Origin of the sequence: Isoptericola chiayiensis, assembly GCF_013149805.1 — a bacterium.
Taxonomy (GTDB): domain Bacteria; phylum Actinomycetota; class Actinomycetes; order Actinomycetales; family Cellulomonadaceae; genus Isoptericola; species Isoptericola chiayiensis.
The window spans coordinates 395,188-421,083 of the sequence record NZ_JABEZT010000003.1 but is presented as its reverse complement, the minus strand read 5'-3'; the positions used below and the strand labels follow the sequence as shown (position 1 = coordinate 421,083).

Annotated in this window: 26 protein-coding genes; 8 read left to right on the top strand and 18 right to left on the bottom strand. The window is 73.9% G+C overall.

Annotated features, from left to right (window positions below; all coding sequences use genetic code 11):
- Position 1: 1 nt before the first annotated feature.
- The gene (locus tag HDG68_RS08220; RefSeq protein ID WP_172150986.1) at positions 2 to 1,570 is read right to left on the bottom strand and encodes a hypothetical protein; all 1,569 of its coding nucleotides are present in this window, start codon (positions 1,568 to 1,570) and stop codon (positions 2 to 4) included.
- A complete protein-coding gene (locus tag HDG68_RS08215) occupies positions 1,567 to 1,794 on the bottom strand; it encodes a hypothetical protein (protein ID WP_172150985.1) in 228 nt (75 codons plus the stop codon). The genes HDG68_RS08220 and HDG68_RS08215 overlap by 4 nt, the downstream gene beginning before the upstream one ends.
- Before the next feature lie 106 nt (positions 1,795 to 1,900).
- Between HDG68_RS08215 and purB the strand changes: the two genes are divergently transcribed.
- Positions 1,901 to 3,406, top strand: a complete 1,506-nt coding sequence (purB, locus tag HDG68_RS08210; RefSeq protein ID WP_343037491.1) for an adenylosuccinate lyase — start codon at positions 1,901 to 1,903, stop codon at positions 3,404 to 3,406.
- A gap of 79 nt (positions 3,407 to 3,485) precedes the next feature.
- Positions 3,486 to 3,656, top strand: coding sequence for a hypothetical protein (locus tag HDG68_RS08205; RefSeq protein WP_172150983.1), 171 nt, complete (start codon positions 3,486 to 3,488; stop codon positions 3,654 to 3,656).
- A gap of 56 nt (positions 3,657 to 3,712) precedes the next feature.
- Here the strand turns inward: HDG68_RS08205 and HDG68_RS17365 are convergent, their stop codons facing one another.
- The 3 genes from HDG68_RS17365 to HDG68_RS08190 all read right to left on the bottom strand — a co-directional run bounded on the left by HDG68_RS17365 (position 3,713) and on the right by HDG68_RS08190 (position 6,902).
- On the bottom strand, positions 3,713 to 4,948 hold the full coding sequence (locus HDG68_RS17365) for a peptidoglycan DD-metalloendopeptidase family protein (RefSeq protein WP_172150982.1): 1,236 nt from the start codon (positions 4,946 to 4,948) through the stop codon (positions 3,713 to 3,715).
- An 80-nt stretch (positions 4,949 to 5,028) separates the two neighbouring features.
- Complete coding sequence (locus tag HDG68_RS08195; protein WP_172150981.1) at positions 5,029 to 6,342, bottom strand: hypothetical protein; 1,314 nt, start codon at positions 6,340 to 6,342, stop codon at positions 5,029 to 5,031.
- A complete protein-coding gene (locus HDG68_RS08190) occupies positions 6,339 to 6,902 on the bottom strand; it encodes a SigE family RNA polymerase sigma factor (RefSeq protein WP_343037490.1) in 564 nt (187 codons plus the stop codon). Before HDG68_RS08190 ends, HDG68_RS08195 begins: the two co-directional genes overlap by 4 nt.
- A 131-nt stretch (positions 6,903 to 7,033) precedes the next feature.
- On the opposite strand from HDG68_RS08190, the gene HDG68_RS08185 reads away from it, so the two are divergent.
- A complete protein-coding gene (locus HDG68_RS08185) occupies positions 7,034 to 8,626 on the top strand; it encodes a Na+/H+ antiporter NhaC family protein (protein WP_172150980.1) in 1,593 nt (530 codons plus the stop codon).
- Positions 8,627 to 8,664: 38 nt separating this feature from the next.
- The gene (pgm, locus tag HDG68_RS08180; RefSeq protein ID WP_172150979.1) at positions 8,665 to 10,356 is read left to right on the top strand and encodes a phosphoglucomutase (alpha-D-glucose-1,6-bisphosphate-dependent); all 1,692 of its coding nucleotides are present in this window, start codon (positions 8,665 to 8,667) and stop codon (positions 10,354 to 10,356) included.
- 7 nt (positions 10,357 to 10,363) lie between these two features.
- Here the strand turns inward: pgm and HDG68_RS08175 are convergent, their stop codons facing one another.
- Genes HDG68_RS08175 through HDG68_RS08165 form a run of 3 tightly spaced genes read right to left on the bottom strand, consistent with a single transcriptional unit; the run spans position 10,364 to position 12,173 of the window.
- The gene (locus tag HDG68_RS08175; protein WP_172150978.1) at positions 10,364 to 10,660 is read right to left on the bottom strand and encodes a GNAT family N-acetyltransferase; all 297 of its coding nucleotides are present in this window, start codon (positions 10,658 to 10,660) and stop codon (positions 10,364 to 10,366) included.
- Positions 10,657 to 10,992 carry a GNAT family N-acetyltransferase gene (locus tag HDG68_RS08170; protein ID WP_172150976.1) on the bottom strand — a complete coding sequence of 112 codons (336 nt, stop codon included), beginning with the start codon at positions 10,990 to 10,992 and terminating at the stop codon, positions 10,657 to 10,659. Before HDG68_RS08170 ends, HDG68_RS08175 begins: the two co-directional genes overlap by 4 nt.
- Positions 10,993 to 11,030: 38 nt before the next feature.
- Positions 11,031 to 12,173, bottom strand: coding sequence for a VIT1/CCC1 transporter family protein (locus tag HDG68_RS08165; protein WP_172150974.1), 1,143 nt, complete (start codon positions 12,171 to 12,173; stop codon positions 11,031 to 11,033).
- Between the two features lie 214 nt (positions 12,174 to 12,387).
- Here HDG68_RS08165 and HDG68_RS08160 point away from each other — a divergent pair, with 214 nt between their 5' ends.
- Complete coding sequence (locus tag HDG68_RS08160; RefSeq protein WP_172150972.1) at positions 12,388 to 12,993, top strand: RNase H family protein; 606 nt, start codon at positions 12,388 to 12,390, stop codon at positions 12,991 to 12,993.
- Positions 12,994 to 13,014: 21 nt separating this feature from the next.
- Here the strand turns inward: HDG68_RS08160 and HDG68_RS08155 are convergent, their stop codons facing one another.
- Together HDG68_RS08155 and HDG68_RS08150 are read right to left on the bottom strand one after the other, a co-directional pair.
- Entirely contained in the window at positions 13,015 to 14,472 is a 1,458-nt protein-coding gene (locus HDG68_RS08155) for a flotillin family protein (protein ID WP_172150970.1), read from the bottom strand.
- Between the two features lie 61 nt (positions 14,473 to 14,533).
- On the bottom strand, positions 14,534 to 15,040 hold the full coding sequence (locus HDG68_RS08150) for a hypothetical protein (protein WP_343037489.1): 507 nt from the start codon (positions 15,038 to 15,040) through the stop codon (positions 14,534 to 14,536).
- 63 nt (positions 15,041 to 15,103) lie between these two features.
- Here HDG68_RS08150 and HDG68_RS08145 point away from each other — a divergent pair, with 63 nt between their 5' ends.
- Entirely contained in the window at positions 15,104 to 15,793 is a 690-nt protein-coding gene (locus HDG68_RS08145; RefSeq protein ID WP_172150968.1) for a histidine phosphatase family protein, read from the top strand.
- 43 nt (positions 15,794 to 15,836) lie between these two features.
- The gene (locus HDG68_RS08140; RefSeq protein ID WP_172150966.1) at positions 15,837 to 16,379 is read left to right on the top strand and encodes a PH domain-containing protein; all 543 of its coding nucleotides are present in this window, start codon (positions 15,837 to 15,839) and stop codon (positions 16,377 to 16,379) included.
- Between the two features lie 18 nt (positions 16,380 to 16,397).
- Here the strand turns inward: HDG68_RS08140 and HDG68_RS08135 are convergent, their stop codons facing one another.
- From HDG68_RS08135 to HDG68_RS17360, 5 genes are all read right to left on the bottom strand, one after another.
- Entirely contained in the window at positions 16,398 to 17,789 is a 1,392-nt protein-coding gene (locus HDG68_RS08135) for an HNH endonuclease signature motif containing protein (protein ID WP_343037488.1), read from the bottom strand.
- 443 nt (positions 17,790 to 18,232) lie between these two features.
- Positions 18,233 to 18,835 carry an isopentenyl-diphosphate Delta-isomerase gene (idi, locus tag HDG68_RS08130; protein WP_172150962.1) on the bottom strand — a complete coding sequence of 201 codons (603 nt, stop codon included), beginning with the start codon at positions 18,833 to 18,835 and terminating at the stop codon, positions 18,233 to 18,235.
- 12 nt (positions 18,836 to 18,847) lie between these two features.
- The gene (locus tag HDG68_RS08125) at positions 18,848 to 19,516 is read right to left on the bottom strand and encodes an MOSC domain-containing protein (protein ID WP_172150960.1); all 669 of its coding nucleotides are present in this window, start codon (positions 19,514 to 19,516) and stop codon (positions 18,848 to 18,850) included.
- Between the two features lie 59 nt (positions 19,517 to 19,575).
- Positions 19,576 to 20,976, bottom strand: a complete 1,401-nt coding sequence (locus HDG68_RS08120; protein ID WP_343037486.1) for an amino acid permease — start codon at positions 20,974 to 20,976, stop codon at positions 19,576 to 19,578.
- Between the two features lie 9 nt (positions 20,977 to 20,985).
- A complete protein-coding gene (locus HDG68_RS17360; protein WP_172150958.1) occupies positions 20,986 to 21,582 on the bottom strand; it encodes a TetR/AcrR family transcriptional regulator in 597 nt (198 codons plus the stop codon).
- Positions 21,583 to 21,666: 84 nt separating this feature from the next.
- On the opposite strand from HDG68_RS17360, the gene HDG68_RS08110 reads away from it, so the two are divergent.
- Positions 21,667 to 22,485 (top strand): SDR family NAD(P)-dependent oxidoreductase, encoded by an 819-nt coding sequence (locus HDG68_RS08110; protein WP_172150956.1) that lies wholly within the window; start codon positions 21,667 to 21,669, stop codon positions 22,483 to 22,485.
- Here HDG68_RS08110 and HDG68_RS08105 read toward each other — a convergent pair.
- Genes HDG68_RS08105 through HDG68_RS08095 form a run of 3 tightly spaced genes read right to left on the bottom strand, consistent with a single transcriptional unit; the run spans position 22,475 to position 25,877 of the window.
- Positions 22,475 to 24,139, bottom strand: a complete 1,665-nt coding sequence (locus HDG68_RS08105) for an ABC transporter permease (RefSeq protein ID WP_172150954.1) — start codon at positions 24,137 to 24,139, stop codon at positions 22,475 to 22,477. The two genes, HDG68_RS08110 and HDG68_RS08105, sit on opposite strands and share 11 nt — an antisense overlap.
- Positions 24,136 to 25,149, bottom strand: a complete 1,014-nt coding sequence (locus tag HDG68_RS08100) for an ABC transporter ATP-binding protein (RefSeq protein ID WP_172150952.1) — start codon at positions 25,147 to 25,149, stop codon at positions 24,136 to 24,138. The genes HDG68_RS08105 and HDG68_RS08100 overlap by 4 nt, the downstream gene beginning before the upstream one ends.
- Positions 25,146 to 25,877, bottom strand: a complete 732-nt coding sequence (locus HDG68_RS08095) for a TetR/AcrR family transcriptional regulator (protein WP_246253701.1) — start codon at positions 25,875 to 25,877, stop codon at positions 25,146 to 25,148. The genes HDG68_RS08100 and HDG68_RS08095 overlap by 4 nt, the downstream gene beginning before the upstream one ends.
- Between the last annotated feature and the right edge of the window lie 19 nt (positions 25,878 to 25,896).

Sequence of the window (25,896 nt, the reverse complement as noted above, 5' to 3'; positions counted from 1 at the left end):
CTCACCCGGCCTCGCCGCGGCGCACCCGGTAGTACCGGGTCTCGGCGCGCTCGCCGCCCAGCAGCGCGTCGAGGCGGGCGCTCACGTGCGTGACCGGCACGCTGCCGGCGTCCCGCGCGTGGCGCAGCGTGCGCAGGTGGGTGCCCACCGAGTGCGCCGCCGCGACGCTGCCGGACGCGGCCCGGTCGAGCGGGTCGCCGGAGTCGGCCAGCGCCCGCCCCACGGTCACCCGGTCGCGGGTGGCGGGGTTCTCCGTGGAGGATCGCCCGTCGAGCGGGGAGACGAGCTCCTCGTCGTTCTCGAGGTGCAGCACGGGCACGCCCGGCGGGGTGCGGAACGTCGCCGTCGGTGCCCCCGCGGTGACGACGCCCGCGACCCGCCCGCGCAGCTGCGGGGACGCCGCCAGCGAGACGGCGGCGATGCCGCCCAGCGAGTGCCCGACGAGCACCACCGGCTCGTCGGGCCCGGCACCGGCGTCGGCGAGCGCGGCGAGCACCCCGGCGGCGACGTCCGCGGACATCTCGGCCATGAGGTCGAGGTCGGTGGCGAGGTCGAAGGGGTTGCCGGTCGAGAGCAGCTCCTGCGTGCCGGGGATCAGCACCGTCCACGAGGTGCTGCCGTCGGCGCGGGTCACCTCCTGCACCGCGACGGTCCCGGGCGGCGTGCCGGGCAGCTCGCGCCCGGGGACGCCGTTGCCCGCGGGGTACAGGTCGGCGGTGGCGGCGAGCGCGTCGTCGACCCGCGCCAGGGGACGGTCGTGCCACGCCGGCAGCCCGACCCCGAAGGCCTCCGCGGGCGTCGCCAGGACGTGCACCTCGACCGTGCCGAGCACCTCCTCCACGGCCGTGGCGAGCACCCGCGCCCCGTCCGTGACGGACCGTCCCGTGTACTCGAGGGCGCCCAGCGCCACCCCGGTCGCGGCACCGCCGACCGCCTCGTCGACGAAGGGCGCCACCTCGCGCAGGAGCGCGCCGGTCACGCCCCCGTCCGACGGCGCTCCCTCCGGCGTCGCGAGCCCCTCCGGCGTCGCGGGCCCCTCCGGCGTCGTGGCGGGCACCGCGGGACGGTCCGGGTCGTCGGGGTCCGGCGCCGACTCCGCCGCCGTGCGGATCAGGAGGCTGCCCGCCGCCCGCAGGGGCGTCCCGACGACGGGGTCGGTGACGATCCGCGTCACCGCGAACCCGAGGGCGCCCGTGGCCGTGGCGACCATCCCGCCGACCAGCTGCTCGACGGCGCCCTCGGCGTGCTCGTACAGGCCCGCGGCGCGCAGCAGCCGGCCCGAGAGCACCGCGCATTGCTCGGCCCGGTCCGCGAGCGCCACGGCGGTGTCGTCGGCGAGCGCCCGGGCCCAGCGGACCCTGGCGGGCAGCGCGGGGTCGTCCCACCCGAGCCCGGCGGTCCACAGGACGCGGTCGAGAACGGCCCGGGCGAGGGCGGCGCCGGCGGTCGCGGACCGCAGGCGGTCGGTGGCCTCGGCGAGCCGCTGGGCGGCGGCGCGGACCTGTCCCACGTCGACGTGCGTGAGCGACGGGCCGCCGAGGACGAGCAGCGTGTCCTGCGGGTCGGTCACGACTCGCAGCCCGCGGTGACGAGTAGCGCCTGCGACACCGTCGCGGCGTCGGCGTCGAGCAGCCCGGTCAGCGCCGCGACCTCCGAGCGGCAGCGGTCGGCGGCCGGGGACCGCCAGTCGAGCAGCGCCGCGAGGCGCAGCCGGCCCAGGGCGTCGTCGAGCTCGGCGGCCGCGCGGCGCAGCTGCACGCCGGCCGCGGTGATGTCGGTGCTGGTCAGAGGCATGACCGGGACGCTAGACGCGACCGGTGCACCGCCGTCGGACCGCGCCCGCCGCCCTGTGGACCGCGGCGCCCTGGGGACGGCGGGCACCCGTGGGAGAATGCGGCACGTGACCTCCACCGCCCCGCAGCACCCGTCCGACCAGACCCGCGTGAACCTCGCCGACGTCACCCCGCCGATCGCGCTCGGCCCGCTCGACGGCCGCTACCGCGGTGCCGTCGCGCCCCTGGTGGACCACCTCAGCGAGGCGGCGCTGAACCGGGCCCGCATTCAGGTCGAGGTCGAGTGGCTGATCGTGCTGTGCAACGGCACCGTCGCCGGCGAGGCGGGCACCACCCCCGTCGCCGGCCCCGTGGTGCCCGGCGCACCCACCCTGTCGGACGCGGAGATCGCCTACCTGCGGCAGATCCCCGCCACGTTCGGCGCCGACGAGATCGCCGAGCTCGGCGCCATCGAGCGCGAGACCGTGCACGACGTCAAGGCCGTCGAGTACTTCATCAAGCGCCGCCTGGCCGCCGACGTCGCCGGGAAGTTCCTGGGCGAGACGTCGCTGCCCGCCGCGAGCGAGCTCGTGCACTTCGCCTGCACGTCCGAGGACGTCAACAACCTGTCCTACGCCCTCATGGTGCGCGGCGCCGTCCTCGACGTGTGGCTGCCCGCCGCCACGGCGCTCGCCGACCAGCTCGCCGACCTGGCCCGCGAGCACGCGGCCGTGCCGATGCTCAGCCGGACCCACGGCCAGCCCGCCACGCCCACCACGATGGGCAAGGAGCTCGCCGTCCTCGCCCACCGCCTGCGCCGACAGCTGCGCCGCATCGGCGCCGCGGAGTTCCTCGGCAAGATCAACGGCGCCACCGGCACCTACGGTGCCCACACCGTGGCGGTGCCGGGCGCGGACTGGCCCGCCGTGTCCCGCGCGTTCGTCGAGCACCTCGGGCTGACGTGGAACCCGCTGACCACGCAGATCGAGTCGCACGACTGGCAGGCCGAGGTCTACGCCGACGTCGCGCGCTTCAACCGCATCCTGCACAACCTCGCCACCGACGTGTGGACGTACATCTCGATGGGCTTTTTCACGCAGATCCCCGTCGCGGGCGCCACCGGGTCCTCGACCATGCCGCACAAGGTCAACCCGATCCGGTTCGAGAACGCCGAGGCCAACCTCGAGATCTCCTGCTCGCTGCTGGACACCCTCGCGGCCACGCTCGTGACGAGCCGCCTGCAGCGCGACCTCACCGACTCCACCACGCAGCGCAACATCGGCCCGGCGTTCGGCCACTCCCTGCTCGCGATCGACAACGTGCGCCGGGGGCTCACCGCGCTCGCGGTCAGCGCCGAGACCATGGCCGCCGACCTCGACGCCAACTGGGAGGTGCTCGGCGAGCCCGTCCAGTCGGCGATGCGCGCCGCGTCCGTCGCCGGCGTCGAGGGCATGGAGAACCCCTACGAGCGCCTCAAGGAGCTCACGCGCGGCCACCGCGTCGACGGACCGGCCATGCGCGAGTTCGTGGCCGGCCTCGGGCTGCCCGACGACGTCGCGGCACGGCTGGCGGCGCTCACCCCGGCGTCGTACGTGGGGCTCGCCGAACGGCTCGTGGCCGATCACCTGGACTGATCGCCCCGGTCAGCAGGACCGGGCGGTCGCGGGTTACGGTGATCGGACGTCACGTCAGCGATCCCCGAGGAGGCGCGCCATGACCGACGCACCGCAGGACCGCCCCACCCCGAACGACTTCGCCCGTCGCCTGCTGAAGGACTCCGAGCACGACGAGCAGCAGGCCGCCACCGACGAACACGAGCGTCCCGACCAGGCGGAGCACGACCACGAGCAGACCGAGGACGACGAGCGCTTCGACGCGGGCTGACCCGCCGCAGCGCCGCGCGGTCGTCCGGGCCGCACCCGGCCCGGACGACCGCACCCTCAGCGCCTCGAGCGCAGGTACACCGCCGAGACGTAGCCCGTCCGCCCGTCGTGGCGGACCTTGACCCACCCGTTGCTCACGCGCCCGAGCTGGCGCACGCGTTCGTCCCGCCGCAGCTTCAGGACCCGATCCGTCGACGCGGACCGGCCCTTGCGCATGTTGAGGGTCTTCGGGTCGACCCACGCGAAGGTCTTGCCGGTGCGGTCGGGCACGATCTGGGCGCCGTCACGGTCCAGCGCGATGTGGCGGGCCGAGACCCACCCGTTCTTGCTGCCGTACCGCACCCGCTGCCACACGCCGTTGCGGTAGCCGTCACGCAGCAGGGTCAGCCGTGCGTCGTGCGGCAGGCGCACCCGGACCTTGTTCGACGCCGAGGGCCCGGACCGCAGGTTGAGGGAGCTCGGCAGCACGTACCGCGTCCCGTGAGAGGTGTACGACGGCGACACGTAGTCGCGGTGGATCCACCCGGTGCGCCCCTTGCGCGTCACCTGGCGCCACTCCCCGCTGCCCGCGCCCGGTTCGGCGGTGAGCTTCAGGTTCGCCTGGATCGTGCGGATCTTGGAGTAGCCCGTCCCGGGGCCCGTCCGGAAGCTCACCTTGGCCGCCGTGTAGTACGTGCACGACGACGGCACGCTGCGCGGGTAGTTGCGGATCGACCGGGTCGTGAGGTCGACGCCGCGCTTGCGCAGGAACCTCAGCGGGTCCACGGCCTTGCCCGACCCGTAGCCGCCCCGCCAGATCTCGAGGTGCAGGTGAGGACTCGTGGACGTGCCCGTCGAGCCGACGTCGCCGATGTGCTGGCCCTTCTTGACCTTCTGACCCGCCTTCACCCGCCGGTCGCCGTCGATCAGGTGGGCGTACAGCGAGGAGAACTTCACGCCGTCGACGACGTGGTCGATGACGACCCACTGCCCGAAACCTCTGATCGCACCGGCGCGGGTCACCTTCCCCGCGGCGACCGCACGCACGTCGGTGCCGCTGGCAGCCCCGAAGTCCTGCCCGAGGTGGTACGTGGAGGAGCCGCGCACGGGCATGCAGCGCGGCCCGTAGTAGGAGCTGAGCACGTAGGTGTCGTTCTTCAGGGGCGCCGCGAGCCGGGTCGCGGCCTGCGCCGGCGGCGGCGCGGCCACCTGCACGAACGTCGGTGTGACGGCGACGGCCAACGCCGTCAGCAGCACCACCCACCGCCGTCCGGCACGCCTCGTCCTGCGAGCACTGTCGATGCGCTGTTCCATGCGATCCCCCCGGGTCGTCACCGCACGGACGCCGTCGCCCGTCTCCAGCACGGTAAGTCGCCTCGCGCAATCACGCGCGCTCAGGGCATCTCGACGCCCGCCTCGTCGAGGACGTCCCGGGCGTTCGCGAGCATCCGTACACTGATCTCCCGCCGGCTCTCGAAGTACTCCGGGTACTCGGCGATGTAGGCCAGCTGGACCGTGGCGTCCAGGTCCGCCAGCCGTTGGACCGTGCCCAGCGACTGCTTGCACCGCACGTCCACCTCGACGACGCGCCGCCGCTCGGCGGCGTCGCCGACCAGCAGCGGCCGCGGACGCGGCTCGTCGAGGAACGCCGTCTGCTCCGCGGTGTAGCCGAGCTCCGACGGCGGCCACTCGTCGATCTCGCGCCTCTGCTCCTGTTCCGACTCCCACCGGGCGAGCGCGGCCATGATCTCGCGCTGCTCGGCGCTGTAGGCACCCTCGAAGTCGAGCACTCCGGCGGGCACCATCGCCTGCGCCTCCATCGCCTCGAGGCCTTCTTCCGCGAGGCACTCCTCCCACTCGACGACGATCTCGCGGGCCTGGCGTGCGACGCGGCGCTCCTCCGGCTCGAGGTTCCGCAACGTCGCCTCGGACCGGAACGACGTGCCCAGGTACACGGCCAGGTCCGGGGAGCCCGACGTACCGCCCGCCCACGCGGACTCGGCGAACTCGTCCCCGGTGAGGCCGCTGATCGCCGCCTCGGCGTCCTCGTAGCACCCGTGCAACACATCATCCGGCACCGGCGTCACGCCGGAGTACGTGTGGTCGTTCAGGTGTCGCGGGTCGTCCTGGAAGTCGAACCAGAACGCCCCACGGTCGACGAGGACGTCGTAGTCGCGGTCCAGGTCCTCCGCCGTCCACAGACCCAGGCCGCGCTGGCGCTCGTCGTAGGGCGGGACCGGCCCGACGAACTCGACCTCGTCGCCCAGACCGACGTCGCTCAGGCACTCGATCTCCAGGTACTGCTGGGCAGTGTCCACCGCGGCCTGCTCCTCGGCGCTCAGGACCCAGTCGTCCTCCGGCAGCCCGATCGTCCCCCGCTCGTGATCGACGAGCGCATGCTCACCGTCGTCCGGCGACGGAGGGTACGTCGTCCACCCGTCGTCGGCGTCCGACGTCGAGTCCGGCGCGGGCACCCCCGTCGATGCCGCGGGGGCAGGCACCACGTCCGGCGCAGGTGTCGTGTCCGCCCAGGCCAAGGTCCCGACGACGAGTCCCACGCCGAGGAGACCACCGACGGCAACACCTCCGGCAGCCCGTCGTGCGCGCCGCCGGCGACCCGCCCGGAGCACCTCCTCCACGTCGACGCGGACCTGCGGCGTCCGTCCCGCCAGCACACGCATCGCGCGGATCAGCTCGTCGTCGTTCATCGGGCCCCTCCCGTCGCGATCTCGTGCACGCCGGTGCCGGCCAGCGCCGACCGCAGCTGAGCGAGTCCACGGGACGCCGCGGACTTCACGGCACCCCGGCTGATCCCGAGGTCCTCGGCGACCTCCTGCTCCCCGAGGTCGACCAGGTAGCGCAGCACGACCACCCGGCGTCGCTGCTGCGGCAGCTCGGCGAGCGCACGGACCAGCAGGTCACGGTCTGCTTGTCCCTCGTCCGCGCCCCCGTGACGACCGTGCGGCAGCTCGTCGGGTCCGACGAGGCGCTCGCGGCGGTGCTTGCGCCAGGCGTCGATGCGCGCGTTGGCCAGCACCCGGCGGGCGTACGCGAGCGGGTCCCGGCCCCGTGCCCGTGGCCAGGCGACATAGGTCTTCACGAGTGCCTGCTGGACGAGCTCCTCCGCGCGATGCCGGTCGCCGGTGAGCAGGTACGCCGTCCGTGCGAGCACGGGTTCCGCCTCCGCCATGAACGCGGCGAACTCCTGGTCCCGACCGGAACGGTCACCCGCGCCGGCGACCACCACCGGCGTCCACGCCTCTGGCACGGCCGCATCCTCTCGCACTCCCACAGCAGGTACACGGGCGGCGGCCCCCGCAGGTTGCTCGGTCCGCCGGGATGCCGGATCCGGCCCGCGCGCCTAGCGTCGTGCCATCCGGCACCGAGGAGGATGCTCCCATGATCGAGTCCTACCCGGTCCTGACGCTCGTGCCGCCGCTGCTGGCGATCACGCTGGTCATCGTCACCAAGAAGGTGCTGATCAGCCTCGGCGCGGGCGTCCTCGCGGCGGCGCTGCTCGTCGCGGACCTGAACCCCCTCGAGACGCTCCGGCTGGTGTGGGACTCGTTCGCCGTCATCTTCTGGACCGACGGCGCCGTCAACACCTGGTACGTCTACATCCTCGCGTTCACCCTCATGCTCGGTGTCATCGCGGCGTTCATCATGATGTCGGGCGGCACGCGGGCGTTCGCGGACTGGGCCGTGGAACGGATCCGCACCCGCCGGGGCGCGCAGGTCCTCCCGGCCGTCATGGGCATCGTCATCTTCATCGACGACTACTTCAACGCCCTGGCCGTGGGGCAGGTGTCCAAGCCGGTCACGGACCGGCACCGCGTCTCGCGCGCCAAGCTGGCGTACATCATCGACTCGACGTCGGCGCCGGTCGCCGTCCTGGCGCCCTTCTCGAGCTGGGGCGCCTACATCATGGGCATCCTCTCCCCCATCGTGGCGGCGTCGGCCCTCGGCATCTCCAGCGTGCAGGCGTTCCTCGGGGCCGCGGCGGCAAACTACTACGCGATCGCCGCCGCGCTCACGGTGTGGCTGGTCGTGCTGCTGCGGCTCGACGTCGGACCGATGCGTGCCGAGGAGTCCCGAGCGGTCCACGACGGGCAACCGCACGACCCGGACGCCGAGATCCCCGGCCGGCTCTCCGAGGACCTGCCGGTGCACCAGCCCGGGGCGATGCGCGCCCTCATCGTGCCGTTCGTGCTGCTCGTGGCGGGGGTCTTCGCGGGCATCGTGTGGACCGGCTACGCGGCGGCGGGGACGTGGGACGTGGTGGACATCCTGGCCGAGACCGACACCAGCGCCGCGCTGATGGTCGGCGGCGTCCTCGGGCTGGCCGCGGCCATCTTCTACTACGTGCGCTACACGGGCTCCAACCCCCGCTTCAGCGCCCGCCAGTTCGGGCAGGGCTGGGTCGAGGGGCTGCGTTCCATGTGGCCCGCGGTGAGCATCCTGGTGCTGGCGTGGATGCTGACCGGGCTCATCGACCAGCTCGGCACCGGCGCCTACCTCGGCGGGCTCGTGGAGGACGCGGACCTCAGCGCCGGGTGGCTGATCCCCGTGACGTTCGTGCTCGCCGCCGCCATGGCGTTCGCGACGGGCACGTCGTGGGGCTCGTTCGCGCTGCTGCTGCCCCTGGTGGGCGGGATCATGAACACCCTGGACGAGCCGGACCTGCTGCTGCCCGCCCTCGGCGCGGTCCTGGCCGGTGCGGTGCTCGGCGACCACAGCTCACCGATCTCGGACACCACCATCCTGTCGTCCACCGGGGCGGGGTCGAACGTCATCACCCACGTGCTCACCCAGCTCCCGTACGCCGGCATGGCGGCCGTGGCCGCCCTGGTCGGCTACGTCGTCGTGGCGCTCGGCGCCGGGACGGCCGTAGGCCTGCTGGTCACGGTCGCCGTGCTGGTCGGCGGCGTCCTGGCGGCGCGCGCGGCGAGCCGACCGGTGGAGGAGGCGGCGGCGCCGACCCGTCCGGAGTGATCCGTGCGCCGGACACCTCGGCCTGGCAAGATCGAGGTATGCACCCCCGCGCCGGCCAGGTGGCCCAGCCCGACGACCTCATCGACGTCGACCAGGTGGTCGGCGCCTACTACGACCGCACGCCCGACGTCGCCGACCCGGCCCAGCAGGTCGTGTTCGGCACGTCCGGGCACCGCGGGTCCTCGCTGGACGCCGCCTTCAACGAGGCGCACATCGCCGCGATCACCCAGGCGATCGTGGAGTACCGCGCGTCGCAGGGCACGGACGGTCCCCTCTACCTGGGGCGGGACACGCACGCCCTGTCCCTGCCGGCCTGGCAGACGGCGCTCGAGGTGCTGGCCGCCGCCGGGGTGACGGTGATGATCGACGCCCGCGACTCGTACACCCCGACGCCCGCGGTGTCGCAGTCGATCCTCGTGCACAACGGTGCCGCGTCGGACGAGGGCGTGCGCACCTCCGGTCCGGGCCTGGCCGACGGCATCGTGGTGACGCCGTCGCACAACCCGCCCCGCGACGGCGGCTTCAAGTACAACCCTCCGCACGGCGGCCCGGCCGGGTCCGAGGCGACCGGCTGGATCGCCGACCGCGCGAACCAGCTGCTGCGCGACGGCGGCCTGTCCGGCATCCGCCGTGTCTCCCTGGACAACGCCCTGGACGCGGCGACCACGCACAAGCACGACTTCCTGTCCACGTACGTCGACGACCTGGCCAACGTCCTCGACCTGGAGGCGATCCGCGGCGCGGGCGTGCGCATCGGCGCCGACCCGCTGGGCGGCGCGGCCGTGGAGTACTGGGGGGCGATCGGCGAGCGGTACGGCCTGGACCTGACGGTCGTGAACCCGCAGGTGGACCCGCGCTGGGCGTTCATGACCCTGGACTGGGACGGCAAGATCCGCATGGACTGCTCCTCGCCGCACGCGATGGCCTCCCTCGTGTCCCAGATGCGGCCCGACGGCGGGGGCGGCGCGCCGTACGACGTCGCCACCGGCAACGACGCCGACTCCGACCGCCACGGCATCGTCACGCCGGACGCGGGGCTGATGAACCCGAACCACTACCTCGCGGTCGCGATCCACTACCTGTTCGGCGGCGCCCGCCCGGGCTGGCCGGACACGGCCGCGATCGGCAAGACGCTGGTCTCCTCCGCCCTGATCGACCGGGTCGCCTCGGGTCTCGGGCGCCGGATGACGGAGGTTCCGGTGGGCTTCAAGTGGTTCGTCCCGGGCCTGCTGACCGGTGAGGTCGCGTTCGGCGGGGAGGAGTCCGCGGGGGCGTCGTTCCTGCGCACCGACGGCCGGGTGTGGTCCACCGACAAGGACGGCATCCTGCTGGCCCTGCTGGCCTCGGAGATCCTCGCGACCACGGGACGCTCGCCGTCGCAGCACCACGCCGACCTGGTCGCCGAGCACGGCGAGTCCTGGTACGCCCGCGTGGACGCCCCGGCCACCCGCGAGCAGAAGGCCACGCTGGCGGGCCTGTCGCCCGAGCAGGTGACCTCCACGTCGCTGGCCGGCCAGGACATCACCGCCAAGCTCACCGAGGCGCCCGGCAACGGGGCGAAGATCGGCGGCCTGAAGGTGACGACGTCGGACGCCTGGTTCGCGGCGCGACCCTCCGGCACGGAGGACGTCTACAAGATCTACGCCGAGTCGTTCGTCTCGGCCGAGCACCTGAGCCAGGTGCAGGACGCGGCCAAGCAGGTCGTCGGGGACGCCCTCGACGGGTCGTGACGCCGCGTCAGGCCGCGAGCAGGTCCTGGTGCTCCGGGTGCCGCTCGATGTAGGCGTGGACGAACGGGCACCGGGCCACGACCCGGTCGCCGTCGTCGCGCACCTGCTGCAGGGCGCCGGCGACGAGCCGTGACCCGATCCCCTGCCCCTCGAACTCGTCGGGCACCTCGGTGTGGGTGAAGGTCACGACGCCGTCGGCGCGGCGGTAGGCGGCGAACCCCGCCTCGGTCCCGTCGTCGAGCACGGCGACGAAGGCCTGGCGCTCGACGTCGTCGCGGACGTCGACGTTCGGTTGATCGGTCATCGACCCATCGTGGTGCCCGACGGCGGTCCCTGCCAACGCACGTCGGCGTACTCGGGGTGCTGGTCGAGCCACTCGACGACGTACCAGCAGCGCGGGTCGACCTGGACGCCCTGCTCCCGGGCGTCGTCGAGCATCCGGCGGACCAGCGCGGACGCGATCCCCTGGTGGCGGTGCGCCGGCATCACGACCGTGCTCGGCACCACCCTGACGTGCTCCTGGTCGACGTACCGCAGCACACCGGCGACCGCTGCCCCGTGGCCCGTGCGGACGTGCGCCTCGTAGCGGGACCCGGCGAGGTCCTGGACGATGTCGACGTCGGGCTGACCAGTCATCGCAGGGACCATACACCCCGACCCTGGTCGGGGTGTGATCACGCGAGCGAGGTGCCGAACGCCAGGCCGAGCAGGTAGGTGACGGCCGCGGCCCCGAAACCGATCGCGAGCTGGCGCAGCGCGCGCGTGACGGGCGAGGTGCCCGAGAGCAGGCCGGTGACCGCTCCGGTCACCGCCAGGCAGACGCCCACCGCCAGGCAGGCGACGACGACGGCGGCCAGGCCGTCCATGCCCAGCAGGTAGGGCAGCACGGGCACGATCGCGCCGGAGGCGAAGAAGCAGAAGCTCGAGGCGGCCGCGCCCCAGGCGGTGCCGTGCGACTCGTGCTCGTCCACGTCCTGCGCCGTGGGGTCGTCGTCCGCCGGACCGCGGGCGCCGAAGCCGTCGTCGGGGTCGTCGCCGAGATCTGCCGGCCGCCCGCCGGGTGGGCCGAACCGTGCGAGCACCTGGTCGGCACGGGACTGTGCCTCCTCGGGCTCGATGCCGCGGGCACGGTAGACCAGCGCCAGCTCGTTGGCGTCGACGTCCAGGTGCGGCAGGGCGCGGGTGGTCCCCGGGTCGGGGGTGGACGCCTCCAGCAGCTCGCGCTGGGACCGCACGGACACGAACTCCCCGGCCCCCATGGACAGCGCTCCGGCGAGCAGGCCGGCCAGCCCGGTGACGAGCACCGTGCCCGTGGCCACCCCGGACGCCCCGATGCCGAGCACCAGCGCCAGGTTGGAGACCAGTCCGTCGTTCGCCCCGAACACGGCGGCGCGGAAGGATCCCGACATCCGCTGCCGGCCACGGGTCGCGAGGCCCCGCACCACCTCCTCGTGGATCTGCTCGTCCGCGGCCATCCGGGCCGTGGCGTGCTCGTCGTCGGCGTAGTCGGAGCGGGACTCGGCACGCTGCACGAGCGCGAGGACGAAGACGCCGCCGAACCGCCGGGCGAGGAAGGCGAGGAACCGGGTGCGCAGGTCACCCTGGAGGGGCATGCCGACGTCGTCGCCCAGCAGGTCGAGCCAGTGCTGCTCGTGCCGCTTCTCGGCGGCGGCGAGCGCCAGGAGGATCTCTCGCTCCTGTCCGGTGCGTCGCGAGGCGAGGTCGCGGTAGACGGCCGCCTCCGCACGCTCGGCGGCGAGGTAGCGCCGCCAGCGGCGGATCTCGGCGGGCGTGCGCGCGGGTGGTGGCGTGTCCATGGCTCCCATGATGGCGTCCGACGGCGGACGGCGGGTTCCGGAGGACGACGTGCGGGGGTTGCGGTGCCCGGCACGCCGGGTTCCGGGTGACGGGAGACGAGGTTTCGCCGATCCGTAGGCAGCGGGTTCTCCCGGATGTCACCGGTAGGGGGCACAATGTCCCCGTCGCCCCCTGTGGCGAGGCGAGCATCCGCGGACTCCGAGGGACACCGGCGTGATCATTGTCAGCACCGACGGCTCCAGCCCGGCCGGCACCGGCGGGGCGATCGGCTGGGCGTGGGTCGCCCACGGCTCCGGTCGCTTCGACTCCGGTGGCGCCGCGGACGGCTCTGCCCAGGTGGCCGACCTGACGGCGTTGTGCCACGCCGTCGAGGCGCATCCGGGCGACGAGCCGTTGTTCGTCGAGTCGGGCTCGCAGTACGCGATCCGGTGCGCCGCCGAGTGGCTGCCCGACTGGAAGGCCCAGGGCTGGCGGACGGCCTCGGGGGCTGCGGTCCAGCACCTGGAGACCGTGCAGCGGCTGGACCGGGCCATCACGGCCCGCTCCGGCCCGGTGCGGTTCCGCTGGGCGCGCGGACACGTGGACAGCCCGTTCAGCGAACGGGCTCGGGAGCTCGCCGGGCTGGCGGCCGACGACTGGGCGGCCGGCCGTGGCGACCTGGACGGCGCGCTCCTGGACGAGTCGCTCCTGGACGTCGAGTCCGAGGAGGTCCGGCGCGAGCCGGAGCCGGTGGGGGCGCGTGCGGCACGCCGCGAGGAGTCCCGCACGACGCCGCCCACCTCGGGGCCCGACTGGGAACTGGGCACCCTGTTCGACTGAGGGTGCCCGGCCCCGTGAGCGTCAGTTCGAGCTGCCGTGGGTCACGGTCGTACCCGCCTCCTGCCGGTCGGTGAGTCCGGCGAGGAGCTGGTTGATGTCGATGCCGGTGAGCTCCTTGACGACGGCCTGACCCTCGCCGAGGACGTCGGAGACGTTCTTGGTGATGGCGGACGCCCCGTCGGTGGAGACCACGGTCATGCCCTGGATGGACGCGATGGGCTCGGCCGCGGCCCGGACGATCTCCGGCAGCCGTTCGATGAGCTCCTGGACCAGCGCGGCCTCGCCGTACTTCTTGAGCGCCTCGGCCTTGGCGTCCGTCGCGGCCGCCTCGGCGCGCCCCTCGGCCTCGGTCGCCGCGGCCCGGGCCTCACCCTCGGCCCGGATACCGGCGGCCATCGCGACCTGCTTGTCGCGGTCGGCCTCACCGGCGCGGCGCACGGCCTCCGCGGCCGCCTCGGCGTCCTGGATGGCGGCCTTCTTGTTGGCCTCGGCGATCGTGGTGCGCTTGAACGCCTCGGCCTCGGTCGCGGCGTTCTGCGAGTCGCGGCGGGCGGTGGCCTCCTGGACCTCGGCGTAGGCCTGGGCCTCGGCGGGCTTGCGCACCTCGATGTCGAGGCGCTCCTGCTCGACGCGCGCCTTCTCCGACAGCGCCTCACGCTCCTGCTGCGCCACGAGCCGGTCCTGCTCGGCGCGGGCGAGCTGACCCGAGGCCTCGGCCTCCGCCTGGGCCTTGTCGGTCTCGGCCTTGATCGAGGCCTTGCGCAGGTCGAGCGCCTTCTGCCGCTCGGCGATCTGCTCGGCGGCCTCGATGACCGCGAACTCCGAGGCCCGGCGCGCCTCGGCCTCGGAGACCTCCGCGACCTGGCGGGCCCGCGCCGACTCGGCACGGCCCAGGTTCTCCAGGTAGTCGGAGCCCGGCGTGGAGATGTCGGAGATGTTGAGGATGTCGACCTGCAGGCCCTGCTCGGCGAGGTCCTTCTTGGTCGACTCCACGACCCGGTCCGACAGGCCCTTGCGGTCGGAGATGATCTCCTCGATCGACATGTCGCCGACGATCGAGCGCAGCGAGCCCTCGAGGGACTCGGCGATGATGTCGGTCAGGGTCTCCTGCTGCGACATGAAGCGCTGGGCCGCCCGACGGACGCCCTCGTCGTCGCCGCGGACCTTGAAGTTGATCGACGCCTTGATGGCGATCTTGATGCGGTTCGAGTCGACGCCCTCGACCGTGATGCCGATCTGGCGCTGCTCGAGCGAGATGGGGTAGCCCTGCTGCAGGATCGGCCACACGAACGTGCGGCCCCCGATGACGACCTTCTGGCCGGCCATGTCCTTGCGGCCGGCGCCGCGGCCGACGATCACGAGGGCCTGGTTCGGCGGGACCCGTCGGATCCGCTGGGCGATGAAGACGCCGACCGCCAGGAAGGCGACGGCGAGGGCGACCACGGAGATCGTGGTCACGAGGCTGGCTGAGGAGAGCATGGTGCGCGCCGGAGCGCGACTCCTTCCGTCGGTGGGCGGTCGGGACCTGGCCGGGCCGCGCTCAGGCGTCCGGCCGGTACGGTCCCACCCGCACGCTGTTGGGCTGGTGCTCCAGCACGACGACGCGGGTCCCCACGGTGATCGGCTCGAGCGACCACGCGAGTCGCCGCTCGAGCTCGCTCACCGCGTCCAGGGACACCTCGCCGGACGACTGGGTGATGTCCGTCATCGCGGTGCCCTGCACGCCGACGAGGTCGACGCGGGCGTTGTCCTCGGTGGCGCTCAGGCGCCGGATCATCAGCTGGGCGACGACCACGGCGACCAGACCGACGAGCGCGGAGCCCGCGTAGGCGATCCAGGCGTCCATGCCGTTGACCGTGGTGATGGCGCCGACCGCTCCGAAGACGACGGCGCCGATGCCCAGCGACGTCCCGGACAGGGCGCCGTCACCGAGATCGAGGATCTCCCCGACCACGAGCGACAGCAGGAGCAGCACGAGACCGGCCGCGCCGATCAGGGCGAAGACGAGCACGGTGTCCTCCGAGTAGGGGCGAATCGTGATGAACACGTGAAGACTGCCATAAAACGCCATGACATGGCAGGGGCCGCCGGACTGCGGGACGATCGAGCCATGGAGCTGCCGGTCTCGGACTCGCCCCGACTCGTGCTGCTGCGCCACGGCGACACCGCCTGGGCGTCCGAGGGGCGCCACACGGGCCGCACCGACGTCCCCCTGACCCCGGCAGGCGAGGCGGAGGCCCGCCGGGCGGGCGACCGGCTCCACGGCCTCGATCCGGCGCTCGTGCTGTGCTCGCCGCTGCAGCGCGCCCGCCGGACGGCGGAGCTCGCCGGGTATCCCGACGCCGTCGTCGACGCCGACCTGGCCGAGTGGGACTACGGCCCCGTCGAGGGGCGCACCTCCGCCGAGGTCGGCGCGGTGCTCGGGCGGCCGTACGAGATCTTCCGCGACGGGGTCGCCGTCCCCGGGCTCTCCGTCCCCGGGCTCGCCGCCCCCGGGCTCTCCGTCCCCGGGCTCGCCGCCCCCGGGCTTTCCGCGCCGCCGTCGTCCGGCGAGAGCCTCGCCCAGGTGCGCGCCCGGGCCGAACGGGTGCTCCAGCGGGTGCGCCCCGTCCTGGCCGACGGCGGCACCGTGCTGGCCGTCGCCCACGGTCATCTGCTGCGCGTCCTCGCGACGGCCTGGCTCGAGGTCGACGCGACGTTCGGCGCTCACCTCGAGCTGGGGTGCGCCGCCGTCTGCGCGCTCGGGCGCTCGCACCACCTGCCGACCATCGAGGCCTGGAACCTCGTCGACGCCGGGTAGCGCCGGTGCCGCGGGTGCGCGCGTCGGTGCAAGGATGGGACCCATGGCCCTCCACGAGCGGAACCTGACGGGTGACGAGCACGTCGTCCTCGAGCTGCGCGAGCACCCCAAGGCCCTCGTCTGGCCGACGGTCGTGCTGGTCGGCGTCCTGGTCGCGGCGGTCGCGGTCGCCGTCCTCGTCCCGGCCGGCGCCGGCCGGTGGGTCGGCTGGGGAGTCCTCGCGCTGGTCGCCGTGGTGTGGGTCCTGGTCCCGTGGCTGCGGTGGCGCACGACGTCGTTCACCGTCACCAACCAGCGCATCGCCATGCGGACGGGCATCACGACTCGTGTCGGCCGCGACATCCCCCTCTACCGGATCAACGACGTCGGCATCGAGATCGGCCTCGTCGACCGGTTCTTCGGGTGCGGCACCCTGATCGTCTCGGACGCCACCGAGAAAGCGGGCATGCGGCTGCCGGACGTCCCCGACGTCGAGGCCGTGCACCGCGAGCTGCAGGAGCTGTTGTTCCGCGCCGACGACGGGTCCGACGACGGCGAGTGGCCGCCGGGCGAACCGCCGCGGCGTGGAGCGCGCCGACGACCCTAGGCAGCCGCCGGCCACAGGTCAGAACGGTGGCGGGCCCGTGTCCCGGGATGGCGTGGCATCCGGTGGACGGCCGGGCGCCGGACACGTCGGGTGCGCGGGGTGCGCCGGGTGCGCTGGGTGCGCCGGGTGCGGTGTGCGGACGTACCGGCCACCGCTCGGCGCGGACCACACCGTCACCCCGGAGACGGGGTCCCGTTCGACGCCCCATCCGCCGATGGTCTTGGCGCGGTGATGGGTGCGGCAGAGAGCGTGGAGGTTGTCGCCGTGCGTCTGCGGCCGGTCGGCGGCCGGGTCGAAGGGGTCGACGTGGTCCAGGTCGCCGCGGCGGGCGGGCACCTGGCACCCGGGGAAGGTGCAGGTGGCGTCACGGGCGGTGACGGCGGCGCGCAACCGCGCGGACGGGCGGTAGGCGCGCGAGGACCGGTCCGTCAGCACCCCGGTCTGCGGGTCGGTGAGCAGCCGCTGCCAGGTGGCCTCCGGGTCGGTGGCGAGGCAGCGCCCCATCTCCGCGGGGATCGGACCGTAGCCCGCGAGGATCGCCGGGAGGTCGTCCGTCCCGAGCAGCGTCGACGCGGCGACCGTGACCTGCACGGGCACGGGCACGGGCACGGGGCCGTGCCCGGGATCGGACGGCCGGGCCGCCGCCTCGCGACCGGCTGACACCTCGCCCGTCGCGGCCATCCGTCCGGTCAGCAGGGCGACGAGGGTGTCGGCGCGGCACTCGTCGAGGCGCCGCTCCTCGCCGGGAGCCCTGCGCTGCGCCAGTGCGGGCCCCTCGACGGCGGCGAAGGCACGGGCCGCGTCGTCGGCGGGGAGGTACGCGGTCAGATAGGCCATCGCGTCGTCGACCGGTTCCAGCGTCACCGAACGTTCCCGGCGAGCGCGACGCCGGCGATCCTCCGCACCGTCCGGATCCTCGGCGATCTCGGCGCGGCGCAGCCGGTCGCGGATCTGGCGCACCGTCAGCTGCTCGAGGTCGGGCCGCAGCCGCGCCACGACGTCCCGCCGCACCTCGTCCGGGAGCCTCCCCGTCGCCACGAGCGCCTCGGCCTTGCGCCGATCGACCTCGCCGGACGCCATCGCGTCGGCGACCTCCGGGAGCTGCCGCGCGCCGTGCGCCACCGTGACGTGCCGGGCGGCGGCCGGTCGGCTCAGTCCGAGGCGGGCGGCCACCTCGTCGACGACGAACTCGTGCCGGGCCGACCCCCGCGCCCGGTCCAGGAGCTCGGCGAGCATCCGCGCCGAGCCTGCCTGCGCCCACGCCGCCAGCCGCTCCCACGCCGCCAGGCACTCGACCAGGGCGAGGTCGTCGAGGTCCGCCGGGTCGAGATCGGCGAGCCCGGCGGCGACCTCGGGACCGGGTGCGTCCTCGAGCACGGGACCGAGGTCGCCCGGCCGGCTGAGCGCCACGGCCCCCGCACCGTCACGTCCCGCAGCTCCCGGGCCGGCCCGCAGGGTCCCCGGGATGCGTGGTCGTGAACCCTGCCCGGGCCACGACATGTCCAGGGAACCGGAGCGAACCGTGCGATGCCGGGCCCCGCGGTCGACGGCCGCACGACCGGCGCCGACGATCTCGGCACAGCCCGCGACGGAGCCGGCCACGAGGGCGACCAGAGCGCGTTCCAGGAGTCCGGCGTCACCGTTCGTGGTCGGGGCCGGTGCAGCCGGGGCACTGGCTGCACCGGCCCCCGAGGTCCGAGCACGACGAGGCCCGGCGGCGTCGTGCCCCGGGAGGGAAGCGTCGTTCTCGAACATGTGTTCGACCCTAGTGAGGAGCGCCGCCCCGCGCAAGAGGTGCCGTCACTCTGTGGACGAATGTGTGCACCGCGCGCACGGCCCCGTCGGGGCAGGTCTCAGCGCTGCGCGTCGAGCCCCAGCGCCCCCGCGAGCACCTGCCCGCCGGCGGTCCGCTCCGCGGCCGGCACCCCGACGACGTCGCGGAGCTGGCGGACCATCCACGGGCTGAACGCCCACCCGGTCGCCTCCACCGCGGCCCGGACCGCCGTCGCCGGCGCCCAGACGTGCTCGGCGACCTCGGCCGGGTTGGGCGCCACGTCGCCGACGACGCGGGCCACGTACACCGGGCAGATCTCGTTCTCCACGACCCCGGAGGCGTCGACGGCGCGGTAGCGGAACTCCGGCAGCACCACCTGGACGTCCGACACTTCGGCGCCGAGCTCGTGCTCGGCGTGCCGCACCAGGGAGTCCTCCGGGGACTCGGTCCAGCGCAGGTGGCCGCAGAACGAGTTGGTCCACACTCCCGGCCAGGTCCGCTTGACCAGCGCGCGCCGGGTGATCAGCAGGTTGTCCGCGGCGTCCAGGAGGTAGCAGGAGAAGGCCAGGTGCAGCGGGGTGTCGGTCGTGTGCACCTCGGCGCGCGGCACGGTGCCGAGGCGGTTGCCTGCCTCGTCACAGGTCACGACGTGGTCGGCGACGACGGGGGCGTGGAGGCTCATCGAGCCATCGTGTCATGCCCGCGCGACGGCCTTCGCCGTGCGCGACTCCATGTCCGGGCTCAGCCGGAGCTCGCCGTCGTCGGCCGCCGCCCGCAGCGCCGCGGCCATCCGCGCCGCCTCGGCGAACCCGGACGGTCCGGCGTTCCACGCCGCGAACCAGCCCGCCACGCTCACCCCGTGCCCCGGTGAGGACACCACCTCGACGGCGTCCCCCGCCCCGAGGTCACCCGGCTCGACCACCCGCAGGTAGGCGCCCGTCCGACCCGCCTCGGTGAACCGGCGCACCCAGCGCGGCGGCGAGCCCAGCCGCCGCGCGAACGTCGCGCACGGCGTGCGGGGCTGCGTCACCTCGAGCACGGCCGAGCCGATCCGCCACCGCTCCCCGACCAGCGCGCCCGACACGTCCAGACCGCCGGTCCGCAGGTTCTCCCCGAACAACCCCGGCGTGACCTCCCGGTCCAGCTCCGGCTCGAAGAACGCGGCGTCCTCGGCGGCGTAGGCGTACACCGCCTGGTCCTCGCCGCCGTGGTTCGCCCGGTCGGCCTGCACGTCGGCGTACAGGCCGTAGCGGCCGGCGCGGACCCGCCCGGCCACGGGACGCTTGTCGATCGCCGTGACGCCGACCGTGCCGGCGTCGGGCAGCAGCTGGTGGACACGGCACACCGCGAGGACCTCACCCATGACGCTCATGGTTCCACAGCGGGCCTCCGGGCCCCGGCGTCACCACCGTCACCGGGCCGTCACCCGGGTGCGGGCGCCGTGGCGCGACGCCGGAGCACCCGCGTCCGCACCGCGTAGACCGCCAGGACGAACAGCACCAGCCCGGCCGTGGCGGTGAGCTGGGCGCGGGCGGCGTCGTCGGACAGCATGAGCACCACCAGCGCCGCCAGGGCGACCAGGGTGGCCCACGTCAACCAGGGGTATCCCCACGCGCGCAGCGCCATGGGTTCGCCGCGCTCGCGGGCGGCCGCCTCCAGGCGGGGGCGCAGCACGAGCTGGGAGACGGCGACCAGCACCCAGACCACGAGCAGCGCGGAGCCGACGGCGTTGAGCAGGACGGCGAGGAGCGTCTCCGGCAGCAGCCAGTTCAGCAGCACCGCCACGACGCCGAACGCGACCGAGACGCAGACGGCGACCCAGGGCACGTCGCGACCCGAGACCTGGGCCGCGGCGGCCGGGGCGTCGCGGCGTTCGGCGAGCGAGAAGAGCATCCGCGAGGTGCCGTAGATGTTGGCGTTGAAGGCGCTGAGCAGCGCGATGACGACGACGACCTCCATGAGCCGGGCGGCGCCGTCGAAGCCGGCCATCTCCAGGACCGTGACGAACGGCGAGGTCAGGGAGCCGGCGTCGTCCCACGGGATGAGCGCCACCATGATCGCGACCGAACCGATGTAGAACGCGAGGATGCGCCACAGGATGGTGCGGGTGGCGCTGACGACGGCGGTGGCCGGGTCGCGCGCCTCGGCCGCGGCGATCGTCACGATCTCGATGCCGCCGAACGCGAAGACGACGGTGAGCAGCCCGGCGGCGATCCCCGCCCAGCCGGCGGGGGCGAACCCGCCGTGCGCGGCCCAGTCGCCGAGCACGGACCCGCTCACCGGGATCACCTCGACCACGATGAGCACGCCCACCACCAGGAACCCGACGATGGCAGCGACCTTGATCAGGGCGAACCAGAACTCGGCCTCGCCGAAGTGCCGCACGCCGACCAGGTTGACCGCGCCGAACACGGCGACCACGACGGCGGCCGCCGCCCACTGGGGCACGGCCGGCCACCAGCCGTGGACGATCTCGGCGACCCCGGTGACCTCCACGCCGAGCACCATGATCAGCATGAACCAGTACACCCAGCCGAGCAGGAAGCCCGCCCAGCGTCCGAGCGCGGTCTCGGCGTACACGGAGAACGACCCGCTGGCGGGCAGGGCCGCGGCCATCTCGGCGAGCATGCGCATGACGAGCACCACCAGCGCCCCGGCGATGGCGTAGCTGACGAGCACGGCGGGGCCGGCGGTCGCGATGCCGACGCCGGATCCCAGGAACAGGCCCGCGCCGATGGCGGACCCGAGGCCCATCATCGTCAGGTGCCGGGTGCGCAGGCCGTGCGCGAGCGGCTCGGCGGGGAGCTCGGGGGAGGTCGTCACCGCTCCACGCTAGCCCGCCGGGCGCGCGGGTCCCGGGCTCGGGGACAGCCCCCGCAGGCTGATCGTGAGCACTGTCACGAGCGCGCGGTCCGTCTCGTCGGGTTCGAGCAGATTGCCGAGGGCGAGCTGCACCACGCCGTGGACGGCGGCGAAGAGCGCGGTCGCGAGCTCGCCGGGGTCGCCGTCGACCACCCCGCCGGCGCGCTGGCCGTCGCGGACCGCATCGACGACCTGGCCGAGACCGCGCTCGGCCTCGGCCCGCAGGGCGTCCGACGCCTCGGGGTGGTGCTTGACGTCGTACATCACGGCCAGGAGGGCGGGGTTCGCGGCGGCGAAGTCGAGGTAGGTCCGCGCGATGCCGCGGAGCCGGTCCGACCAGTTGCCCGGGCACGCCGCGAGCGCCTCCTCGAGCCGCCGGAACCCGGCGAGCGCGAGGGCGTCGAGAAGCGCCTGCTTGTCGCGGAAGTGCCGGGCGGGGGCGCCGTGGCTGACGCCGAGGTCGCGGGCGAGCGCACGCAGGGACAGCCCGTCGACGCCGTCCGTGGCCAGCACCTGCTCGGCGCGGTCGAGCAGCGCGTCGCGCAGGTTGCCGTGGTGGTAGCCCATCGGACCAGCGTAGCGTCGATGTAGGCATTGACTACCTAAGTTGTCGATGCCTACATTGGAGTCCCGAGACGGAAGAGGCACACCATGACCATCACGTTCCGAGGATCCACCGCCGTCGTGACCGGGGCGAGCTCCGGCATCGGCGTTGTCGTCGCCGCACGGCTCGCCGCCCGCGGCGCCGACCTGCTCCTCGTCGCCCGTCGCGAGGACCGCCTCACCGAGCTCGCCCAGCGGCTGCGCGACGATCACGGGGTCCGCACCACCGTGGTCGCCGCCGACCTCGCCACGCCCGACGGCGTCACCGCCGTCGTCGAGGCCGCACGCGCCACCGGCAGCCCTGTCGGCACGCTGGTCAACAACGCCGGCTTCGGCACGTACGGCGACCTCGTCACCGAGGACCCGGACCGCCTCGGCACCGAGATCGACCTCAACGTCCGCGCACTGACCACGCTGACCCGCGTCCTGCTCCCCGACCTGCTCGCCCACGGCAGCGGCGCCGTCGTGAACGTCGCCTCCACGGCGGCGTTCCAGCCGGTGCCCCGCATGGCCGTCTACGGCGCCACCAAGGCCTACGTGCTCAGCCTCACCGAGGCCCTGTCGGTCGAGCTGCGCGGCAGCGGCGTGCACGCCATCACGCTGTGCCCCGGACCCACCCGCACCGAGTTCTTCGACGTCGTGGGCACCGAGGACGCCGCCGTCGGACGGTTCGAGACGCCGGACCAGGTCGCCGACACGCTGTTCCGAGCACTCGACCGGCGTCGTCCGCCGGCGACCGTCGTCTCCGGGCGCGCCAACGCCGCCGCCGCGGCCCTGGCCGGGATGCTGCCCCGCCGGATCGTGCTCGCCGTGAGCGCCCGGTTGACGTCCGGGCGCCCACGCGGCGCCGTGTCCGTCAGCCCGTGACCAGGTCGCGACGCCGGAACCCGACGAACCCCAGCACGCCGAGCACGACGGCGGCACCCCAGAGGACGGCGACGTCCCCGGCGGAGAACTCCCCGCTGAACGCGGCCGGCACCCAGTCGAACGGGGAGAGCCGGAACGCCCAGTCGGGCAGGTCGAAGAGACCGCCGAACATCCCGATGACGAACGTGTAGGCCAGCAGCGCCCAGGCGAGCCCGGTCAGGCGCGGCACCCAGCCGTAGAGCGCCACGACCAGCCCGAGGAACACCGCGAGCGCCGGCAGGTACGTCCACACGACGGTCGTGTAGTCGCCGAAGGTCTGGTCGTCCCACCCGACGGCCACGGCACCGAGCCAGGTGGCGTAGACGCTGACGGCGAGCAGCACGGCGGTGCCGAGCCCGGCGACGAGGACCTGCGCGCCGAGCCATCGGTACCGGGACACGGGGTGGGAGAACACGACCTCGGCGCGGCCGGAGGTCTCCTCGGCCTTGGGCCGCTGGGCCATGACGACGGCGTAGCCCGCGCAGCACAGGGCCGCGTACAGGATCATCAAGGCGACGAACGCGACGGACAGCTCGGTGCCGTCGGTGCCGAAGACCTGCGCGATCGCGGGGTTCTCGGCGACGAGGTCGCCGATCATCGAGCCGACCTCGGGCAGGAGGGTGCCGGAGGCGAACCACAGCAGCCCGAGTCCGAGGCAGCTCCACAGCAGGGCGCCGCGCTGCTGGAGCCAGGCGAGCGCGAACGGCGAGCGCAGCGACGCGCGCGCGTCGGCCCGGCCGGGCCGTCCGGCGACGAGCCCGCCGCCGAAGTCGCGCCGGGAGGCAAGGGCGGAGGCGACGACGACGAGCACGACGAGGGCGACGACGGAGAGCAGCGCGGGCCACCAGCGCAGGTCGACGAAGGCCCGCATCTGCTGGGCCCAGGCGATGGGCGAGAACCAGGACAGCGCTGAGCCGCCGGTCTCGCGCATGTCACCGGCGGCGCGCACGACGAACGCGGCCCCGAACACGGCGAGCGAGGCGCCGACGGCGGCCCGGCCCGCGGCGAAGACCTGGCACGCGACGAGCGCGACGGCGCCGAAGACCACCGCGCTCAACGCGGACCCGACCGTCATGGCCAACGAGTCGACGACGGCGAGGTCCCCGACGGCGACCATCGCGAACGCCGAGAGGACGGCAATGACGGCCTGGGCGACCACGAGGGTGGTCAGGGCGGCGACGGCGGGTGCGTGCCGTCCGACGACGGCGGCCCGCACGAGCTCGGAGCGTCCGGTCTCCTCCTCGGCCCGGGTGTGCCGGACCATGTGCAGGACGGAGAAGATCGCCAGGGCGAGGACGACCCAGGTGATGCCCTCGTTCGCCATGGCCACGCCGGTCGTGTAGTGGTCGAGGCCGTAGCCGGGTCCGCCCATGACGATGCCGGAGGGGGTCTCCATGATGGCGGCGCGGCCCTGCTGGGCGGCCTCGTCGGCGAAGACGGTGTCCAGCGCGAAGGTGAAGTAGGCGTAGAACGCCACCATGGATCCCGCCCACACGGCGAGGCGCACCCGGTCGCGACGGAGCACGAACCGGACCAGCGCACCCGTCCCGGTCAGCGTGGAACCTCCGCGGGGTGCGGCGCGGGTGCCCGACGGCGTGGCGACGGCGGCGCTCATCGGGCACCTGCCCCGCTGGCCTCGGCCGCGTGCCGGCCGCCGGGCCGACCGTCTCCGGCCGGCGTGCCGTCGTCGGACACGTCGTCGCCGTAGTGGCGCAGGAACAGCTCCTCGAGCGACGGCGGGGCGGCGCTGAACGAGTGCACCCCGAGCCGGGACAGCTCGGTCAGGGTGGCTCCCATCGCGGCGTTGTCGACGTCGAAGGTGAGCCGGGTGCCCTCGGGGTCGTCGGCGGTGACGAGGTCGTGGACGCCGTCGAGCCGTGCCACGGACGTCGGGTCGCCCTCGACGACGGCGGTCACGCTGGACCGCGTCAGGTGCCGCAGCTCGTCGAGAGTGCCGGACTCGACGGCGCGGCCGGACCGGATGATGGTGACGGTGTCGCAGACCTTCTCGACCTCGGACAGGATGTGGCTGCTCAGCAGCACCGAGGTCCCGTTCGCCGCGGCCTCGCGCACCCGCTCGGTGAAGACGGCCTCCATGAGGGGGTCGAGCCCGGAGGTGGGTTCGTCGAGGATCAGCAGGGGCACCTCGGTCGCGAACGCGGCGACGAGCGCGACCTTCTGCCGGTTGCCCTTGGAGTAGGTGCCGGCCTTCTTGGTGGGGTCGAGCTCGAAGGCCTCCAGCAGCTCGCGCTTGCGCCGGGCGTCGGGGGTGCCGCGCAGCCGGGTGAGGAAGTCGATGGCCTCGCCACCGGTGAGGTTGGGCCACAGGGTGACGTCGCCGGGCACGTAGGCGAGCCGGCGGTGCAGCGCGACGGCGTCGGTCCAGGGGTCGCCGCCGAGCAGGCGGGCGCTGCCGGAGGTGGGGCTCAGCAGGCCGAGCAGGACGCGGATCGCGGTGGACTTCCCGGCGCCGTTGGGGCCGAGGAAGCCGGCGACCTCGCCCTCGGCGACGGTCAGGTCGAGACCGTCCAGGGCGCGGGTGGAGCCAAAGCGCTTGTGCAGGTCGCGGGTCTCGATCGCGGGTGCGCCGGCTCCCGGCGTACCCGTCGCAGGGGTGGTGGTCATGGTTCCTCGCTCGTGGTCGCGGTGGCTGGTGCGTCGTCGGGTTCGCCGCCGGTCGGAGGGTCGGAGAGGTACAGGAGGTAGTCGTCGAGCATGCGACGACTCGTGAGGAACCCCTGGGCGAACATCTCGATCATCGGCAGGTACTGCTCGGCCAGGAAGGTCCGCAGCGTGGCGCTGAAGTTCTCGGGGTCGTCCGGAGGGTCGAGCGTCAACGACAGGGACAGGGTGCCCAGCGCCGAGAGCGTGAGGTAGCGGGCCCGCGCGTCCTCGTCCACCGACGGCTTGGCGATGCCGTCGGCGACGGCCTCGCGGACGTAGACCCGTGCGTCGTCGATCATGTGCTGCACGAACGCCCGGGCGACGTCGCCGCCGCTCTGCAGGGACCGCATCACGTAGCCGAGCAGCGGCGCGTACTCGTCGGACTCGGCGAGCACCTGCAGCAGCTGACCGCCGGTGGCCCGTCCCATGTTGTGCCGCTTGGACGCCACGATCCAGGCGAGCACGTGCTCGTCGCAGGCGCGGTGCAGGGCGTCCTTGGACCCGAAGTGGTGGATGACGAGCGCAGCGCTGACCCCGGCGTCCGCGGCGACGGCACGGACGGACGCGTCGAAGCCGGACCGCGCGAACCGCAGCACCGCGGCGTCGCGGATGCGGTCGCGGGTGCCGCCGTCCGATGGCGGCCGGGCGGCCGGCATCGTCGGCTCCGCACCCGCCTCGGCTGAACTCATGTTCAACAGACTAAACACG